The following is an 18,537-nucleotide window of genomic DNA, read 5'->3' as shown; positions in this document are numbered from 1 at the left end:
CAATAGAGCATGAAATTCATTTTATATTTGGAAATATAAATTATACAAGGAGGAATTATATAATGAAAAAAGCAATAGACAGTTCAAGTCTTGCAGAGGTAATTGATAGAATATTGGATAAAGGGATAGTTATTGATATTTGGGCAAGAGTATCTTTGGTTGGTATAGAATTATTAGCCATAGAAGCAAGAGTAGTAATAGCAAGTGTTCATACTTGGTTAGTTTATGCCGATGCTGTTGGATTACTTAAAGGCGATTTAGTAGCTGCTGAAATCTAATTGAATTATAAAGATGTTTTTAAATGGGGTTAAGCTGGATTTGTTCAGCCTAACCTTAAAATTAATTTATAAAGGAGACAAATTTATGTTAATGGTATCAATTATTAATTCTGTAAATAAGTTCTTTGAGGAAGTATTAGACGAAAAATGTAGAATTCTTGGCGTGGTAAAGGACGGGGAAAATTGGAAAAGTATATGTGAGGTGCAAATTGATCCTGAATATACTACTAGAAAAGGTATCGGGGATATGGTAGAAATATATAACGTTTATTTAGATGATAAACAAGAGATAGTAGGATATGAGGTCGTTTCTACACAAAAGAGAGCTATGGAAAATAACGGATTTATGTAAAAATGCTGTCATGATTTAAAAATATAAATGGTAGCTGCATTATAAATAAATATGAGTCATTAACTAAAATTGTTTAGAGGGTGGGGTATTGATATGAAGAAGCAGGATGATGACAATATAGGGTTGGGGTCTATATTTAGAGGACTAGATAAATTGATAAATATAGTAGGTGACATGCTAGAAAATGAAGAAAGTGAAGTTGACATAAAGGGTGCATTAAATGATCCTGAAAAAAGTAAAAAAGTTACTGCAAATTATGGAGTTAATATTAAAATAGGAGGAGAAAATTTTAAGGGAATAAAAGATATTAACTCATTCAATAAAATGAAAGATAGTTATAATAAGGAAAAAATTATAGAGCCTGCAACAGATGTATTTGATGAAGAGGAAAGAGTATTAATAGTAATGGAATTACCAGGAGTTAGTGAAGAAGATATAAAAATTGAAGTTGAAAGCAACATATTAAAAATCGAGGCAGAAGTTAATAATAATATTTATATTAAAAATGTAAAACTATCTTTTGTACCTATAACAGAAAGTATCACATCACAGCTAAATAATTCAATATATTCAATAATCATAAATAAGACATCTGAAATTAAGTAATGTAGTTACTTGGGATTTAGAGTTTTTTTAATATGGACAATATAAAGAGGTGTATGTATGTCTGATAATGAAAATAAGTATACGTTGAAAGTTGCAGAAGCATTAGTAAAGGATGTTGGAAAGGCAATAGTCAGGATTGATCCTAAGGATATTATTAAAATTGGGGCAGCTATAGGAGATATAGTAAAATTAACAGGAAAAAATATAGCAGTTGCAAGAGTATTGCCAATTCATCAGCAATATAAAGGACAAGGCTTAGTGCAAATGGACGGCATACTAAGGAAGAATGCAGGTGTTGGAGTTGATGAAAATATTGATATAGAGCTCGTTAGCTCTAAAAATGCAAATGTAATTGAACTTAGCTCTATTAGTAAGAAGTCTAATACATTAAATAATGAAGATTTAAAACATATAAAAAATGCTATGGAAGGAATACCTGTATTTAAAGGAAACACTTTGCGTGTTAAACTGTTAGGCTATTCGTATCAGGATTATACCGTAATATCTACAGAACCTGAAGGGGCAGTAACAATAAATGAAGCTACAATTCTTAAAGTCAAAAAAGAAGGGATAATTAGGAAAGAAAATGGTGTTTCTTATGAAGATATAGGTGGACTTGAATCTCAGATAGAAAAGATTAGAGAAATGATAGAACTTCCATTAAAATATCCAGAAGTTTTTGACAGGCTTGGCATAGAAGCACCTAGAGGAGTGCTTTTATATGGAGCACCTGGGACAGGAAAGACGTTGATTGCGAGAGCAGTAGCCAATGAGACTAATGTATTTTTCATTCATGTAAATGGTCCAGAAATTGTGAATAAATACTATGGTGAAAGTGAAGCAAAGCTTAGAGAAATATTTGAAAATGCAAGTAATAACGCACCAAGTATCATTTTCTTAGATGAAATAGATGCCATTTCTCCTAAGAGAGAAAACTCGAATGGTGATGTGGAGAAAAGAATAGTAGCACAGCTTTTAGCACTAATGGATGGACTTAAAGATAGAGGACAAGTAATAGTAATTGGAGCTACAAATCTACCTAATTCAATTGATCCGGCGCTTAGAAGGCCAGGAAGATTTGATAGGGAAATTGAAGTTGGTATACCAGATAAAAATAGCAGATTGAAGATTTTAAGCGTTCATACTAGAGATATGCCACTTAGTGAAACCGTTGAATTAGATAAACTAGCAGAATTAACTCATGGATTCGTTGGCGCTGATTTGCAGGCTTTATGCAGGGAAGCAGCTATGACAGCCCTTAGAAAATTTTTCCCTCAAATAGACTTTTCTACTTCTAATATACCATATGATAAGATTTCAACTTTAAAAGTAACTATGGATGACTTCTATAAATCTCTTCAAGATATTGAGCCTTCAGCAATAAGAGAAGTTTTTGTAGATATACCAAATGTAAGCTTTGATGATATAGGGGGCTTACAGAATATAAAGGATGAAATAACCAGATCAATTGTATGGCCAACTCAATATGAAGAGCTATATAAGAAATTTGGATGCAGAGCTCCTAAGGGAATTATTTTTCATGGACTACCTGGTACTGGAAAAACGCTTATGGCAAAGGCTATTGCATCTTTGAATAACGCCAATTTTATTTCAGTAAAAGGTCCTGAACTCTTATCAAAGTGGGTAGGCGAATCAGAAAAAGGCTTAAGAGAGATTTTTAAAAAGGCAAAACAAGCAGCTCCTTGTGTCATTTTTTTTGATGAGATAGATTCTATTGTGCCAGCAAGAGGCAGAGTCTCAGATGGAAGTGCTACTGAAAGAATGCTTTGTCAAATGCTAACAGAAATAGATGGAGTAGAAGACTTAAACGGTGTTTTAATATTAGGAGCCACAAACAGACTAGATATAATTGATCCGGCATTATTAAGACCTGGAAGATTTGGGATGACTTTAGAGTTCAAAGAACCAACTCTTGAGGAAAGAATAGAAATACTTAAAATTCATTTAAAGGGAAAGCCAATTGCTGATGATGTGAATTTGTTTGAACTTGCAGAGGCCACTGATGGTTTTACGGGTGCGGATATAATGGAAGTATGCCAGAAAGCGGCTTTAGAAGCTTTAGCAGATTATATATATAATGTTGAAACTGATGATTCGAATGAAAAACCAGCGGTTATTAAATATGTACATTTTAAAAATATAATCAAAAGTAGGTGATCAAATGGCGACATTTGGAAAGTATATCTATTGCTTTATTAAAGAAAAGGAAAAGGTGAGTTTTGGAAATTCAAAACTGGGGAATTTAAATGCACCTGTTTATACAATTCCATATAAAGAAATATCTGCGGTTGTAAGTGAAGTTCCAATAATTGATTATGATCCAACTAGAAAGAATATATTGGCTTATGAAGAGATTATAATTAGAGTTATGAAAGAGTATACTATTCTTCCGGTTGCTTTTGGAACAGTTGGGAATACCAAAAAAGATGTAGAAGATATTATAAGTAGTAATTATAATAAATTCCAAGAACACTTAGAGTTTTTTAAGGATAAAATGGAAGTTGGACTTACGATAAAATGGAGTAATGATTATTTTAATGATGATATAGAAACCGAGGAAATAAAAAAATTAAAGAAGATTGTTGATGGAAAAGATGAAAATAAAGTATTAAACGAAAAGATACAATTAGGAAGATTAGTTCAAGAGTCAATATTCTCAAAACGTAAAGAGTATAATGATAGCATTTTTGAGCCTTTAAAAAAATTAAGTGTAAACAGTAATATTAAGGACAAACTTCCTATTAAGACTGTACTTATTTCTTATTTTTTAATCAATAAATCTATGGAAGATGATTTTGATAAAAAAGTTGAGGCTTTGGCAGATCAATATAAGGATAAGCTACTTTTTAATTATACAGGACCGTGGCCACCATATAATTTTGTTGATATAAGCATTAATATGAGTTAGGATAACTTTAATATGTTGAAGTAAAAAAGCGAGAATATTTAGTATTGTTTTCTGGGTTAATAAAAAAGCAGATAAAATTATTTACCTATTTTACGCCATATTGTGTCAACAAGTTATGCTAATAGTTTGCTATGAGCATAGCTTGTTTTTTGTTTTTAAAGTCTTAAAAAATACAATTTAATATAAGTTATATTGCTTTAAATAGTAATTATGGAGGAAAGCATATGTGGTTTTTTAACAGGATAATAGATGTGTTTGATGTTATATATAAAGAGGGCGAAAAAGAAATGTTAGATGAAGGCAAATACAAGGAAATGCTTAATGAACTATATGAAAAGCTGGATAGTGGCGAAATAGATGAAGAAACATATGAAAAGATAGAAGGAGAATTACTCAATATATTAAGAGAAATAAGGGAATATAAAAGAGAGAATCAAATAGTAGATTAGAAAGTGTAATATTTAGTAAAGTAGTTGAATATAGATACTGTGAGATTTAAAAAAGGAAGCGATAATATGATAGAGGCGAGTCGAGACAAAAATGAAAGAGGAAGTTTGGTAGATGTAATTGATAGACTTTTAGATAAAGGATTAGTGATTAATGCAGATATAACTGTGTCTGTAGCAGGAGTAGAATTATTAGGTGTTAAAGTAAGAGCAGCTCTTGCTTCATTTGCTACTGCAGCGAAATATGGGCTTGAATTTCCATCGGGTACTAATACAGAAACAGCTGCATGGAAAGAGACGCAAGCCGGAATAGAAACATGTCCTCAATGCGGTAAAGAAGTAAACAAAGAAGAGTTACTTGATGAATGCTGTCCATGGTGTGGATGGGTTAGTGCAAAAGCAAAGAGAAGTTTAGAAGAAAAGCAAAAAGCAATGATTCCAGCTTCAAACTGATGGAAATGGCATAAGAACAATATCTTTTATGAATGTCAATACCATATGAAATGAAAAGGAGAGTAATATGGAAGAACAATCAAAAAAAAGTGCAAAGTTTTTTATGGATTCTTTAGATGAAAAAAGTAGAAAAATATTATGGTATCTTAGATGGCATAAACATTGTAAACTCTCCAAATTAGTTAAGCTTATAGATGCTTCTACTGATATGGAGGTTTTATATATTTTAAAAGAAATAATAAATGCTTCTGCACAGGAAATATTAGGAAAACCAATACTTGAATTTAACGAGTCAAAAATAGATCGTCTTACGGGTGAAAAAGTACTCTTCAGCTGGTGGTTATTAGATTATCCAGAAGATGAAGAGTTATTAGAAGTGGGGAGAAATGAACCATTAGCAGATGTTTTCGATGAAGGTGACCAAATAGTTGTTGTTTTTGATATATCTCCATCTATACAAGTACTTGAAGATACGGCGAAGATAGAACAACGCAATGGTATATTAAGCATTCGATTGGATAAGGTATCTCAAAAAAGTCACTAGACATATTGAGATACTGGCATTTCATGCATCACCGTAAACTTAGAAAATTTAAACAATGGAAAGAGGAAAGATATGGCGCTTGATATAAACGAGGATAATTTAAAACATGGATTATTAGGATTAATAATGGCCTTGCTCGAAATAATTAGAGATGCTTTAAAGCACCAAGCTCGAGCAAGAATTAAAAGTGGAATTTTAACTGAAGAGGAAATAGAAAGACTAGGAAGTGCACTTATGGAATTAGACATAGCAATTGAGGAAATAAAAGAAGAACAGGGAATTACTGAATCTGTTAAAGGTGTAAGAGATGGATTAGACGAAATTGTTGATAGTGTTGTAGATAGACTTATTAATCCAGAGAGATGGGAAGATGAAGTTGACTAAAATATTAGAAAAAAGGCAGGAGAAATTATGGAGTATATTTATATAGCTTTGATATTACAGGAACTTGGAAAGGAAATAAATGAGATAAATATACAAAAGGTGTTTGATGCATTGGATGTTGAGGTGGATGACAGTAAAATTCAACTTATGATTTTAGCATTAGATATGGTTTCGGGTAATAACACAAAAAAAAAGAGAAAAATTGATAAAATGGATGTCTTAGGAAAGCTGGCAAATTTAGAGAATAAATTTGAGGTTGTACAAAATTCTATAAAAAAGGCAGATAAAAAAATTAATAAGTTCAATAAGGAACAACCAGAGGATACTGAAAATAAAAAACACGAGGAAGAAGTTAAAGCGCCGATAGAATTTAAACATATTGAAGTGGCAGAGAATAATGTGCCTATAAATGAAAGTATTCTAGAAGATGAAGTTAATGATGAAAAAACAGCTTTATATGTTTATGGGATAGCAGATAAAGGAGAACCAGAAAACTTCGGAGAAATAGGACTTGATAAGGCTGAGGTGTACACTATACCTTATAGAGATATGTGCATAGCAGTCCATAGATGTTTACCAGAACCATATCAATCAGAGGACAATGAGGTAGTAAAAAATTGGCTCTTTACTCAGCAGGAAGTTTTAGATGCTATATGGGAAAAGTATGGAGTAGTACTTCCTATGGGCTTTGATATGATTATTGAAGGAAAAAGTGGAAGAAGTTCTAGAGAAGAATTAAAAGTATGGATAGATGAAAATTACGATGATTTTCATCAAAAAATAATTAAACTTAAGAATAAAAGAGAATATGGAGTTCAAGTAATGATTGACACAGAAAGTTTAAGTACAAAACTTTTAGAAACAAATGAAGAGCTTATAAGAAAAAAGAAAGAAATAGATGCGATGCCTCAGGGAATAGCCTATATGGAGAGGGAACAGCTCAAAGATTTAGTTAAAGAAAAGATTGAGGAAACAGCTGATTTATATTTTAAAGAATTTTATAGCATGGTGAAGGCATGCACAGAAGATATTGTAATAGGAAAGACTAAAAAAGTTGAAGGAAACAAACAGATGATTATGAATTTATCTTGTTTGGTTAGAACAGATAAGGTCGCAAAATTAGGGGAAGAGCTTGAAAAAATAGAACATAAAGATGGTGTATCAATAAGATTTAGTGGGCCATGGGCACCTTTTAGTTTTGTTACACCGGAAAAAAGGGGAGAAGAATGAATAAAATTGACTTAGAGAAAAATGAAAAAATTATCTTATGGTCACAAGGTTCATTGTGGGTAAGAGATTCTTGGAGGCAAGGTTATTTTTTTCTTACCAGCAAACGTATAGTTTTCAATAATGTAGCTAAGAAAACACTTGAAATTAATCTAAATAACATAATAAAACTTGGAATTGAGAAGAGGGTATGGATTCTAGGAATAAGGATAAGGCAGCTATGTATAGACTTTGAAGATGAACAAGGAAATAAGCGGGCATTTATAGCTTTAGGAAAACCTAAAACATGGAGCAGTGCAATTAAGGATAGTATGACACTATCCATAGCAGAGAGGGGAATTTTTAATGGAGCCGACTCGGAGTCCGCAAACAACACTTACTGACTTACTAGATAGAATTCTTGATAAAGGTATTTTATTGGATACAGACATAATCATATCTGTATCAGGAATACCATTACTTGGTGTAAATCTAAAGCTTGCCTTAGCTGGTATAGAAACAATGCTTCAATATGGAATTATGAAAGACTGGGATGAAGCTCAACGTGCTATAGCTGCAAAAGAAGAACGAGAATCTGCCCCTCCTCTAACAGCTGATGAATATGTTATTTTTTCTGCATTTGGAACCCATTGGTATAGTAAGGGAATATATGAATGCTGGAGACCTGGAACCATATATATTACGAACAAAAGATTGTTTATGTTTAGAAAACTACCAGCTGAAATTTTATTTCAAACAAATTATGAAGATATAAAGGCAATCGACATCAAAGAGAAACCACATTATACAGGTATAGACAGAAAGGAAATTTATCTTTTGTTAAAGGAAGATGAGGTAATGCCTTTGCACTCAAATGATGTTGAAAAACTAAAAGAAGCAATAGAAAACGCATTAAAAACAAAGGGAATTATTTTGGAGAATAATATTGCTGTTCCAGATAAAAAAGAACCAATTGGAGAGTACTTGCAGAAAGAAGAAAATTTAATTGATGATGATAAATTATGGTATTTGATGTCTGAGAAAGTTAATGAGAAAGTTGAAAATCAGTGGAAAGCAGGTCACTTGTATCTCACCGATAAAAGGCTGTGCTGGTGGTATGAGTTTGATAAAAAAATGCTTTTTGATCTTCAGACAGATAAAATTATTAATGTGACCATAGAAGGTGGTGCTTTAGGAAATACATTAGTAGGGGAAAAATCTATTTTTATATTATATCGAGATAAAGATAAAAATAAGGTGGCATGCTTCTCGGGTAATGATGAGCTTATAGGAAAGTGGAAAAAAATTCTTGATGAGCAAGTAAAGGAATATGAATCACCACAAAATATCGAAACTTGTCCTAGATGTGGCAAAAAAGCAAATAGAGATAGGCTGTTAAAAGAAGGATGCCCACGATGTGGATGGGTAAGTCATAGAATTAATAAAGCAAGACTTTAATAATTTTTCAATTTCTATACAATATTATATAGAAATTGAAGAATTTCTAATGCTGAAAGCTAGATATATAGCTTTCAGCTTTTAATATGAGGTAAATTATTTTTTAGAATCAAAGCTGGAACATCTTGTTTCGGAATATAATTGAGAGCCATAACCGGATACGCTTATAGAGCTTAATTCGCAAAGTTTATTGTAGTTATGAGTACAACTTTGAACATTACAGGTTAAAGAATCACATTGACCACTTGAATTTGTATTATCAGTTAAATTGCTGTAATGGGCTTCATTTAAGAATGATCCGCAACAGGTTCCTCGTTCTGTACTTGCAGACATTCCACCAATATCAACTCTATTTGAATAACATAGGCCAGATTTATTATGTGAACAATTGGTTACATCACAACTGATTTTTTCCATAAAAAACACACTCCTTAATATAAGTTTAATTTAGTTATAATATTACTTGCTAAAATATCTATCAAGTAAGCCTTTAAAAGCTTTTCCATGTCTTGCTTCATCCTTACACATTTCATGAACTGTGTCATGTATTGCATCTAAATTATTTTCTTTGGCTAATGTCGCAAGTTTCTTCTTACCTTCACAGGCTCCATATTCAGCTTCAACTCTAGCACTCAAATTAGACTTAGTATCAGGGGCTACAACTTCACCTAAGATTTCTGCAAATTTGGAAGCATGATCAGCTTCTTCGTAGGCAATTCTTTTGTAAGCTTCAGCTACTTCAGGGTAACCTTCACGGTCAGCTTGACGAGACATTGCCAAATACATACCAACTTCAGTGCATTCTCCAGTAAAATTAGCTCTTAATCCTTCTAACAACTCATCGCTGACGCCATTTGCAACTCCAATTCTATGCTCGTCAGCAAAATTTAATTCATCAGTCATTTCTTTAAATTTGTCAGCACCAGCCTTGCATATTGGGCAAATTTCTGGTGGTTTATCACCTTCATGGATATATCCACACACAGTACAAATAAATCTCTTCATTTAAAATTCCTCCATAAACCATTATTGTATTTTTAGGATTTTATTCTGGTCATTATATAACCTTAAATTAGTATTACCATTTGAAATCAAATTATTAGTGTTTATTTAATTTTTTATGAACTTAGAAAGTAACTATATAATGGACTTTTTCATAGCATAATTAATAAACAAAATTATTTTAATTAGCATAGCTGATTAAGATACAATGGGGGATTAAAAAATGAGAGGAATTATTTTAGCAGGTGGCTCTGGAACCCGCCTTTATCCAGCAACAAAAGCAATATCAAAGCAAATGATACCGGTTTATGATAAGCCTATGATCTATTATCCAATGTCAGTATTAATGCTTTCTGATATTAAAGATATTTTAATTATCTCAACTCCTAGAGATATTGACAGCTTTAAGGAGTTATTTAAGGATGGAAAAGAATTTGGATTAAATATAGAATATGCTGTTCAAGAAAGTCCGAGTGGTCTTGCTGAAGCATTTATTATAGGAGAAAAGTTTATAGGCAATGACAACGTTGCAATGGTGCTTGGGGATAATATTTTTTATGGGCAAAGTTTTTCGGAGCATTTGAAGAGGGCTGCAAGCCTAGAGAAAGGGGCATATATATTTGGATATTATGTTCAAAATCCTAAAGCGTTTGGCGTTGTTGAATTTGATGATAGTGGTAAGGTTATTTCTTTAGAAGAAAAACCAGAAAAGCCGAAATCCAAATATGCAGTTCCAGGACTTTATTTTTATGATAATTCAGTAATTAAAAAGGCTAAAATGTTAAAGCCGTCAGCAAGGGGAGAACTAGAAATAACAGATTTAAATAAAGCTTATATGGATGAAGGAACATTAAAAGTTGAATTGCTTGGAAGAGGAATGGCTTGGCTTGATACTGGAACACATGCATCTATGCTTCAAGCTTCTAATTTTGTTGAAGCTATTCAAAATACTCAGGGAATATATGTAGCGTGTCTTGAGGAAATTGCTTATAGAAAAGGATGGATAACATCTGAAAAAGTTATGGAAATTGCTAAATCATTAATAAAAACTGGATATGGAAAATATTTGATGGAAGTGGTGGAAGAATTTTAAGAGTTCTAGAAATGAAGTTAGAGGTGAAGAAATGGGGAATTTTAATTTTTATGAAACAGAAATAAGTGGAGTATATATAATAGAACCTAGGATTTTTTATGATAACAGAGGATATTTCATGGAAATATATAATAAGAAACATTTTGAAAAAGCTGGGCTTAATATGAATTTTGTTCAAGATAATGAATCTAAATCTACTAAGGGAGTTTTAAGAGGACTTCATTTTCAAAAGAGGTATAGCCAAGGAAAACTTCTAAGAGTCACTAAAGGAGAAGTTTTTGATGTTGCAGTAGATTTGAGAAATGATTCTAAAACTTATGGAAAATGGACAGGAATTATTTTAAGTGAGGAAAACAAGAAACAGTTTTATATTCCAGAAGGTTTTGCTCATGGATTTTTAGTCTTATCTGATGAGGCTATATTTAATTATAAGTGTACAAATTTTTATGCACCAGAATATGAGGAAGGGATAATATGGAATGATTCTGATATAAATATAAAGTGGCCTATAGATAAGGTAGAAAATATAATTTTATCTGAAAAAGATAAAGCAAATCAAAGATTAAGTGAAGTAGACCTAAGTAAATATCCAGATTATAATATATTTACTAAAGAGGTGTAATTAAATATAGATAGAATAAAGGAGTTAGTAGAATGAAAACTTACTTAGTTACAGGCGGTGCAGGTTTCATAGGATCGAATTTCATTTTATATATGCTAAATAAGTACAAAGAAATTAATATAATCAACTTAGATAAATTGACTTATGCAGGTAATTTAGAAAATCTTAAAGAAATAGAGAATGATAAGAGATATAAATTCATCCAAGGAGATATTTGTGATAAAGTGTTAATTGCAGATATTTTCAAAAAACATGAAATTAACTATGTTGTCCATTTTGCAGCAGAATCTCATGTAGATAGGAGCATAATGGAACCAGAGATATTTGCCAAAACAAATGTGTTAGGTACGGTTAATATGCTTAATTGTGCAAAAGATGCATGGGAGACAAAAGAGGGATTTAAAAATGGAGTTAAGTTTCTGCAGGTATCAACTGATGAAGTGTATGGGTCATTAGGACCTGATGGATTTTTTGTTGAAACAACACCACTAGATCCACACAGCCCGTATTCAGCAAGCAAGGCGAGTTCGGATCTAATGGTTAAAGCATATTATGATACCTATAAAATGCCAATAAATATAACAAGGTGCTCAAATAATTATGGACCATTTCAATTTCCGGAAAAATTAATACCTCTATTAATTAATAATTGTTTAAATCATAAAAATATACCGGTCTATGGAGACGGAATGAATATAAGAGATTGGCTTTTCGTTAAAGATCATGCTAAGGCTATTGATATGGTTATTAATAATGGACGAGTTGGGGAAGTCTATAATATTGGAGGTCATAATGAAAGGACCAATATTCAAATAGTGAAGACGGTTATATCATATATAAACAAGAATGTGGATCAAAAGGTAACTGAAGATTTAATAAAATATGTTAAAGATAGAAAAGGTCATGACAGAAGGTATGGGATAGCTCCAGATAAAATAAAAAAAGAATTAGGCTGGTATCCTGAAACTAGCTTTGAAGTTGGGATTAAAAAGACTATTAAATGGTATTTAGATAATAAAGAATGGATGAAAAATGTTACCTCCGGTGATTATAAACAATACTATGAAAAAATGTATAAACAATAATTAAAGAAAATTAAATTTAAGCAGAAAAGAGCGTTTTATCATGAGATTAAGCGTTCTTTTATTTATATCAGCAGAGGGTTCATATACATTCTCATTTATGATATTTTAATATATGATATAATTTATTTAGACAATTTAATTGTATAGATACAAGGAGGAAGTTTTACTTGAACAATTTTGAATACATATTATTTGACTTGGATGGAACACTTACTGATTCAGGAGAAGGAATAACAAAATCTGTCCAATATGCTTTGGAGTATTTTGGTATATCGGTAAATGACCTTAAGGAACTAAATAAGTTTATTGGACCACCTTTAAAGGATTCTTTTAAGAAATTTTATAATTTTGATGATGAAAAGGCAGAGCTTGGAATGAAAAAATATAGAGAGCGCTATGCAGATAAAGGTATTTATGAGAATAGCTTATATGATGGAATAATAGAGCTTTTGGAGACTCTTAAAAAAAATAATAAAAAGATTATTCTTGCTACCTCAAAGCCTGAAGTGTATGCAAAACAAATATTAAAATATTTTAAAATAGATAGCTACTTTGAGTTTGTGGCAGGAGCTGATTTTGAAGAGACGAGAGTAAATAAAGGTGATGTCATAAAATATGCATTAGAAGGAGCCGAGATATCAGACTTATCAAAGGTTATTATGATAGGAGACAGAGAGCACGATGTTATTGGCGCAAAAGAAAATAACATTAAAGTGATAGGTGTACTTTATGGATATGGAGACGTAGTAGAACTTACTCAAGCTAGGGCGGATTATATAGCAAAGGATCCTCATCTATTATTGAATATGCTTATATAAAGGATTTAAGGCATAATCAAAAAAATAACAAGCCCATCTGCCAAGCCTATTTTTCATAATACTTCATCAGCAGATTGCACTAATAGGCTCGGCTATGAGCCCAATCTACTTCTTCGTCTGATGAAAAATAATCATGACATTTTGGACTTGTTATTTTCTTTCATATGCCTAATTAACAGAGAAATATATATGAAAAGTAAAGATAAAATCATTTTACTTTTCATATATTTCTTTTTATGCGCCCAATTTTAAATAGGTATTAGACATGTAGATTCATGAGAATTTGGAGTTAGAGTATAATTTTAGTAGGCAAAGATAGTAAAGAATACTATATAAATAATAAAGGAGATGCAAAAGCATCTCCCCGATACATAAATTATCCATTATAATTAAGTTGCTAGACAAAATTGAATGGAGATGAATTTATGTACCAATTTAGTTTAAATGATAATGGCTTTACTTTCAAGGAGTTAGAGAAAAGAATTTATAAATATGCTTGTGATGAAGCTTGCAATGCATTAAAAAGTATATTAGAGTCTTTGGATGAAAAATTACTTAATGAAAGAGATAGCAAGGTTTATCGTAATAAAGGTCGTAAGCAAACTTGTTTGAGGACTATTATGGGGAATGTAGAATATTCTAGGCGTATTTATGAATTTAAACTTGAAGATGGTAAAAAAGCAACTAAATATCTTTTGGATGAGTATTTAGGGATGGACACTATAGGAAATGTGTCGATAAATCTCGTAGAAACTATTTTAACTAACGTGGCGGAGGTTTCTTTTAGAAAGACATCTGAGAATATTAAAACTATGTGTAATCAATATATTAGTGCTCAAGGCGTTTGGAACATAGTTCAAACACTTGGAGAAAAGATTAAAGAACTAGAAAATCGTAAGATTGAATTAAATGAGAAAGGTGCTTTAAAAGGAAAAAAGGAAGTACCAGTATTGTTTCAAGAGCAAGATGGAGTTTGGTTATACCTTCAAGGTAAGGACAGACCAAAAGGGAAAAATAAAAAGAAAGAGTTAAAACTAGCAGTATCATATACCGGCTGGACTTTACGTCCAGGGAGCAAAAAGGAATATGTGGTTGTTGATAAAACTGTTTGTGCAAGCTTTAGCAATTCTAACTACTTTAAAAAGCTTGCTAGTGCAACAATTTCAGAAAAATACAATGTAGATGAAATTCAAACTAGAATATTAAACGGTGATGGAGCAAGGTGGATTAAAGCAACTTGTGAGGATCAAGACATTAATTTTCAATTAGATCTATTTCATGTAAGCCAGGCAATTATACGTAAGGTAAGTGATAAAAGAACTCAAAAGCAATTGCTAAAACTATTTAGAGAAGGTAAAGCTGATGAAGGTCTAGAAAGCATTGTAAATATGATGATACTTACAAATGAAGAAGATACTGCATTTAAGAAGCTTGCTGAGTTATATGATTACTTAGCTCATAATAGAGATGGATTAATACCGTTAAATTAAGAAGTGACATAGATATGCCTACGGCTCCGGAAGGCATAAAATACAAAAATCTAGGTACAATGGAACATAATATTTGTGATGTATTAGCTCAAAGAATGAAGGGCAGAAAAATGAGCTGGTCTATTAATGGTGCAGATAATTTATCTAAAATATTATCTGAAAAATTTAGTGATAGACTATTTGATACTGTGGATAAAATCTATAGAAATATTATTCCAGATAATGTTATTGATACAGTAGTTGCAAAATTGCCATTAACAGTATTTCAAGCACATAAAGAATCTAATAAGTGTAAGGTGTATAAGTGCAATAGTGCACAAATTCCGTACAGCGGAGCTGCCACAACATTAAGTAGAAAAATAATACGTGATTTGTGTGGAATAAAATCATTTAGTGATATTAGTTATAGTTAGGTATAAATTATGGGTAGGGAAATTCTAAAAAGATACTGTAAAATAATGGATAATAAATCAAATAAAATTATTGCCAACTTATACTTGACTCAAACGAATTTGGATTTATTTGCAAATGTATTGAATAAATTGTAATATAATTATAGTTAAATAATTTTGAAATTAAGAGGGGAGAAATAAAATGATAAGGAAATTAGTTTTGTCTTTATTGATTGCTGTATCAGCAATAGGTATTACATCTATAGGTGCTTCAGCAGAGTGGAAACAAGATAAGTATGAAAATAATTGGACTTGGGTAGAAAAGGGTGTACAGGCAAAAGGTTGGAAGTATATTGATAATAATTGGTATAACTTTGGAAACAATGGAACTATGGCGAAAGGCTGGATGGAGGATAACGGAAATTGGTATTATTTCTGGTCAAATGGAATAATGGCTAATAAATGCTGGTTATGGAATGGAGGATTTTGGTATTACTTTGATGCAAACGGTAAACTAGTATTAGATTCAGCTACAGTTGAAAACAAAAAATATGATTTTACAGCTCCTGCAATTATAACTAGTGAAACTACAACAGGAACAAGTGTAGTATATGATAACAATTAAGAGCTATGATGAAATTTAAGTTTTATTCATAAGTATTTAATGAATTGAAAGAAAATAGGCAGGCGGATTGACTTGTTGTTTTTGAATAATGCCAAAAGAAGGTGCTAAATGAGAGTAATGACATTTAATCTAAGACGGGATAGTTTTTTTGATTTTAACAATAGCTGGGATATGCGAAAAGATATGGTTTATTATATTATGAATGAATGTGGGTGCGATATTATTGGAATTCAGGAAGTTAAGTATAATATGTTTATGGATATAAAGAAAAACGTTAAGAGATATAATATTATTGGAGAAGCACGCAGTAAAAAAATCTCTTCAGAAAGAAATAATTTTTTGATTTCAGAAAAGTATACTATACAAGAGCAAAATACATTCTGGTTGTCTGAAACTCCTAGCAAAGTTGGGAGCCGCATATGGAGATCATATTTGCCTAGAATATGTACAATGGCTGTGGTAAAGCTTGATGAAAATAAAAAAATTAGAATTTGTAACTCTCATTTAGATAATTTTTTCCCGCAGACTAGAGAATATCAATTAAAAAAGCTCATGGAGATTATAGAGGGGGAAGAAAAAAGAGAAAAGCTTCCTATTATATTAATGGGTGATTTTAATGACACTCCAGATAGCAAGCTTATAAAAAACTTTAAAGACGGAAAATTTTCAAGAAAAAAATTAACACCAGTACAAGATATAAATAAAGTTTTATATAGCGAAGCCACAAGGGACAAATTTAAAAGAACTAAAAGAGGAGTTCATATTGATTACATATTTGTATCAGAAGAAATAGAGGTAATCAGTGCGGAGATAGTTAAGTATAACGTTGATGGGAAATATCCGTCAGACCATTATCCGTTAATGGCGGACATAAAAATAAAATTGTAAAAATAATATGGTTCTGTATAAAAGCACTTAATCATTGAGATTAAGTGCTTTTTAAATTACTATTAAATAAAAAGTGAATTACTAAATAATGTAATAAGTAGCATGAGAACTATAATGGTGAAAAAATATGATATAATAGAATGTATTGTAAAGAAGTTGATTAATTTAGGGAATAAAGGGGAATGAGTTATTGTCAAAGTTAGAGAAATATGTATGTATAACATATATATGTGTAGCAATAGTTCTAGGAGGATTAGCGGGTTATTGCAAGGTTGTATTTAGTGATGTAACTAATAATTCTGTTGAGCAAAAAAATAATGATAAATCCAGTAGTACGTCTAATGATAATGCTAATAATTCAAATGATTCGGCAAATAGTAATGCCAGTAAAAGCGGCTCAAATAAGTCGGCTGATACTGCAAATGGTAATTTGAGTAATAATAAAGAAACGGCTGTAAGTATTGCTACAGTAACCAAAAAGTATGGACAAGTAATAAATGTCGAATCTAATTTGTGTATTAGAGATAAACCGGATTTAGAAAGTCCTGCAGATGATTATTTATATAATGGAATGACATTTGACATTTTAGGGAAAGATGATGATTGGTATAAGATAAAGTATAAAGATGCAGTCGGATATGTGAAAAAAGATTATGTTGAAGAATATGATGAAAAGCCTCCTAACTTAACTTATGAGGAAATACATAAAAATAAGCCGATGTTTTCAATTCCTATACCTATTAAAGTAGAATTAACAGCGTACTGTAATTGTGCTATATGCTCAGAAGCATGGGGATCAGAGACAGCAATGCAGACGCATACTAGAGTTGGCGTTGTTGCGGCACCAAAGGAAATTCCATTAGGAAGTGAAGTTTTCATTCCAGAATTAGAAGATTATAAGAAGGATGGTATATTTAAGGTTGAAGACAGAGGCGGAGCTGTTGTGGTTAAAAACGATGGGACTTATATAATAGATGTCTGGCTGCCAACTCATGAGCAAGTTGAGAAATTTGGCAGAAAAAAAGCATTAATTTTTTTAACAAAAGAATAGTAACTTGAAGTTTCTCTTAGATTAAATTAAAATGGTGATAGTATAAGGAATACATAAAGAGTTAGATGTATTATTTATTAGAAAGAGTCTTTTAAAAATCAGGGAGGACAAGAATCTTATGAGTCAATTAAACGAAAATGACAAGATCACTTTGGAAATAGGTGATAAAATTTTATCTCCAGACATGATTGAAGAGAGAATAGAAGAAATCAGTGAAACTTTACTTATATACCGTTCAGCAATAAAAGAGGTTAAGACTAAATTAGATATTTTAGACGATGAACTTAAGATTAAAAGAAAAAGAAATCCAATAGAATACATGAAATCCAGAGTTAAAACTCCAAATAGTATTATGGAGAAGCTTAGACGTAAAGGCTTTGAAATGAGTATTAAGTCTGCTAAGAAAAATTTAAATGATATTGCTGGGATAAGAGTTATTTGTTCTTTTGTTGGTGATATATATGATATAGCTAATATGCTTATAAGACAGGATGATATTAAGTTAATTGAAGAAAAAGACTATATAAAAAGTCCGAAGCCTAATGGTTATAGAAGTCTTCATTTAGTAGTGGAGGTTCCTATATTTTTCTCAGATCATGTAGAGCCGGTTAGGGTAGAGGTACAGATTAGAACAATAGCAATGGATTTTTGGGCAAGCCTTGAACATAAGCTATATTACAAAACATCGGGAGAAAGTCCAGCACATATTACACAAGATTTAAAAGAATGTGCAGAGCTCATAGCATCTACAGATATGAGGATGCAAGATATACATAAAGAAGTTGAAAAGTTAAGATAGATAGGAGATGTTAGAA

At 31.3% G+C, this 18,537-nt stretch carries 24 protein-coding genes; 22 read left to right on the top strand and 2 right to left on the bottom strand.

The features are described from left to right. The first annotated feature begins 62 nt into the window (after positions 1–62). The 12 genes from gvpA to gvpJ all read left to right on the top strand — a co-directional run bounded on the left by gvpA (position 63) and on the right by gvpJ (position 8,656). A complete protein-coding gene (gene gvpA, locus CLOBL_RS13700) occupies positions 63–278 on the top strand; it encodes a gas vesicle structural protein GvpA (RefSeq protein WP_009169231.1) in 216 nt (71 codons plus the stop codon). A gap of 85 nt (positions 279–363) precedes the next feature. After that, on the top strand, positions 364–630 hold the full coding sequence (locus CLOBL_RS13695; RefSeq protein ID WP_077859554.1) for a hypothetical protein: 267 nt from the start codon (positions 364–366) through the stop codon (positions 628–630). 93 nt (positions 631–723) lie between these two features. Next, on the top strand, positions 724–1,236 hold the full coding sequence (locus tag CLOBL_RS13690; RefSeq protein ID WP_077859553.1) for an Hsp20 family protein: 513 nt from the start codon (positions 724–726) through the stop codon (positions 1,234–1,236). 57 nt (positions 1,237–1,293) lie between these two features. Further along, positions 1,294–3,414 carry a CDC48 family AAA ATPase gene (locus CLOBL_RS13685; protein ID WP_077859552.1) on the top strand — a complete coding sequence of 707 codons (2,121 nt, stop codon included), beginning with the start codon at positions 1,294–1,296 and terminating at the stop codon, positions 3,412–3,414. A gap of 4 nt (positions 3,415–3,418) precedes the next feature. Further along, positions 3,419–4,165 (top strand): GvpL/GvpF family gas vesicle protein, encoded by a 747-nt coding sequence (locus tag CLOBL_RS13680; RefSeq protein WP_077859551.1) that lies wholly within the window; start codon positions 3,419–3,421, stop codon positions 4,163–4,165. Positions 4,166–4,389: 224 nt separating this feature from the next. After that, positions 4,390–4,614, top strand: coding sequence for a gas vesicle protein GvpG (locus tag CLOBL_RS13675; RefSeq protein WP_009169236.1), 225 nt, complete (start codon positions 4,390–4,392; stop codon positions 4,612–4,614). Positions 4,615–4,680: 66 nt separating this feature from the next. Next, complete coding sequence (locus CLOBL_RS13670; RefSeq protein ID WP_077859550.1) at positions 4,681–5,064, top strand: gas vesicle protein; 384 nt, start codon at positions 4,681–4,683, stop codon at positions 5,062–5,064. Between the two features lie 67 nt (positions 5,065–5,131). After that, a complete protein-coding gene (locus tag CLOBL_RS13665; RefSeq protein WP_077859549.1) occupies positions 5,132–5,608 on the top strand; it encodes a hypothetical protein in 477 nt (158 codons plus the stop codon). Positions 5,609–5,680: 72 nt separating this feature from the next. Then, positions 5,681–5,992: a gas vesicle protein K gene (locus CLOBL_RS13660; protein ID WP_077859548.1), complete on the top strand. Its 312-nt coding sequence runs from the start codon at positions 5,681–5,683 to the stop codon at positions 5,990–5,992. A 27-nt stretch (positions 5,993–6,019) separates the two neighbouring features. Further along, positions 6,020–7,222: a GvpL/GvpF family gas vesicle protein gene (locus tag CLOBL_RS13655; protein ID WP_077859547.1), complete on the top strand. Its 1,203-nt coding sequence runs from the start codon at positions 6,020–6,022 to the stop codon at positions 7,220–7,222. After that, positions 7,219–7,602: a hypothetical protein gene (locus CLOBL_RS13650; RefSeq protein WP_077859546.1), complete on the top strand. Its 384-nt coding sequence runs from the start codon at positions 7,219–7,221 to the stop codon at positions 7,600–7,602. Before CLOBL_RS13655 ends, CLOBL_RS13650 begins: the two co-directional genes overlap by 4 nt. Beyond that, positions 7,565–8,656 carry a gas vesicle protein GvpJ gene (gene gvpJ, locus CLOBL_RS13645; protein WP_077859545.1) on the top strand — a complete coding sequence of 364 codons (1,092 nt, stop codon included), beginning with the start codon at positions 7,565–7,567 and terminating at the stop codon, positions 8,654–8,656. The genes CLOBL_RS13650 and gvpJ overlap by 38 nt, the downstream gene beginning before the upstream one ends. 96 nt (positions 8,657–8,752) lie before the next feature. Here the strand turns inward: gvpJ and CLOBL_RS13640 are convergent, their stop codons facing one another. Then, positions 8,753–9,073, bottom strand: coding sequence for a DUF1540 domain-containing protein (locus CLOBL_RS13640; protein WP_077859544.1), 321 nt, complete (start codon positions 9,071–9,073; stop codon positions 8,753–8,755). Positions 9,074–9,115: 42 nt separating this feature from the next. Continuing rightward, a complete protein-coding gene (locus tag CLOBL_RS13635) occupies positions 9,116–9,661 on the bottom strand; it encodes an NADH peroxidase (protein ID WP_077859543.1) in 546 nt (181 codons plus the stop codon). A 220-nt stretch (positions 9,662–9,881) separates the two neighbouring features. On the opposite strand from CLOBL_RS13635, the gene rfbA reads away from it, so the two are divergent. The 10 genes from rfbA to CLOBL_RS13590 all read left to right on the top strand — a co-directional run bounded on the left by rfbA (position 9,882) and on the right by CLOBL_RS13590 (position 18,521). Further along, on the top strand, positions 9,882–10,751 hold the full coding sequence (rfbA, locus tag CLOBL_RS13630) for a glucose-1-phosphate thymidylyltransferase RfbA (protein WP_077859542.1): 870 nt from the start codon (positions 9,882–9,884) through the stop codon (positions 10,749–10,751). A gap of 31 nt (positions 10,752–10,782) precedes the next feature. Beyond that, complete coding sequence (gene rfbC, locus CLOBL_RS13625; protein WP_009169246.1) at positions 10,783–11,373, top strand: dTDP-4-dehydrorhamnose 3,5-epimerase; 591 nt, start codon at positions 10,783–10,785, stop codon at positions 11,371–11,373. A 32-nt stretch (positions 11,374–11,405) separates the two neighbouring features. Further along, positions 11,406–12,458 carry a dTDP-glucose 4,6-dehydratase gene (rfbB, locus tag CLOBL_RS13620; RefSeq protein ID WP_077859541.1) on the top strand — a complete coding sequence of 351 codons (1,053 nt, stop codon included), beginning with the start codon at positions 11,406–11,408 and terminating at the stop codon, positions 12,456–12,458. A gap of 167 nt (positions 12,459–12,625) precedes the next feature. Continuing rightward, positions 12,626–13,276 (top strand): HAD family hydrolase, encoded by a 651-nt coding sequence (locus CLOBL_RS13615; protein WP_077859540.1) that lies wholly within the window; start codon positions 12,626–12,628, stop codon positions 13,274–13,276. 425 nt (positions 13,277–13,701) lie between these two features. Then, the gene (locus tag CLOBL_RS13610; RefSeq protein ID WP_242953839.1) at positions 13,702–14,766 is read left to right on the top strand and encodes a UPF0236 family protein; all 1,065 of its coding nucleotides are present in this window, start codon (positions 13,702–13,704) and stop codon (positions 14,764–14,766) included. 14 nt (positions 14,767–14,780) lie between these two features. Then, positions 14,781–15,179: a hypothetical protein gene (locus CLOBL_RS28525; RefSeq protein ID WP_242953838.1), complete on the top strand. Its 399-nt coding sequence runs from the start codon at positions 14,781–14,783 to the stop codon at positions 15,177–15,179. A gap of 181 nt (positions 15,180–15,360) precedes the next feature. After that, entirely contained in the window at positions 15,361–15,783 is a 423-nt protein-coding gene (locus tag CLOBL_RS13605) for a phage tail protein (RefSeq protein ID WP_077859539.1), read from the top strand. 108 nt (positions 15,784–15,891) lie between these two features. After that, a complete protein-coding gene (locus tag CLOBL_RS13600) occupies positions 15,892–16,671 on the top strand; it encodes an endonuclease/exonuclease/phosphatase family protein (RefSeq protein WP_077859538.1) in 780 nt (259 codons plus the stop codon). A 430-nt stretch (positions 16,672–17,101) separates the two neighbouring features. Then, a complete protein-coding gene (locus CLOBL_RS13595; RefSeq protein WP_242953841.1) occupies positions 17,102–17,722 on the top strand; it encodes an SH3 domain-containing protein in 621 nt (206 codons plus the stop codon). Positions 17,723–17,840: 118 nt separating this feature from the next. Continuing rightward, entirely contained in the window at positions 17,841–18,521 is a 681-nt protein-coding gene (locus tag CLOBL_RS13590; RefSeq protein WP_077859536.1) for a GTP pyrophosphokinase family protein, read from the top strand. Positions 18,522–18,537 lie beyond the last annotated feature (16 nt).

Source organism: Clostridium sp. BL-8, assembly GCF_002006495.1.
In the GTDB taxonomy this organism is placed as follows: domain Bacteria; phylum Bacillota; class Clostridia; order Clostridiales; family Clostridiaceae; genus Clostridium.
The sequence above is the reverse complement of the archived record's forward strand: the minus strand, read 5'-3'. Positions and strand labels throughout refer to the sequence as shown.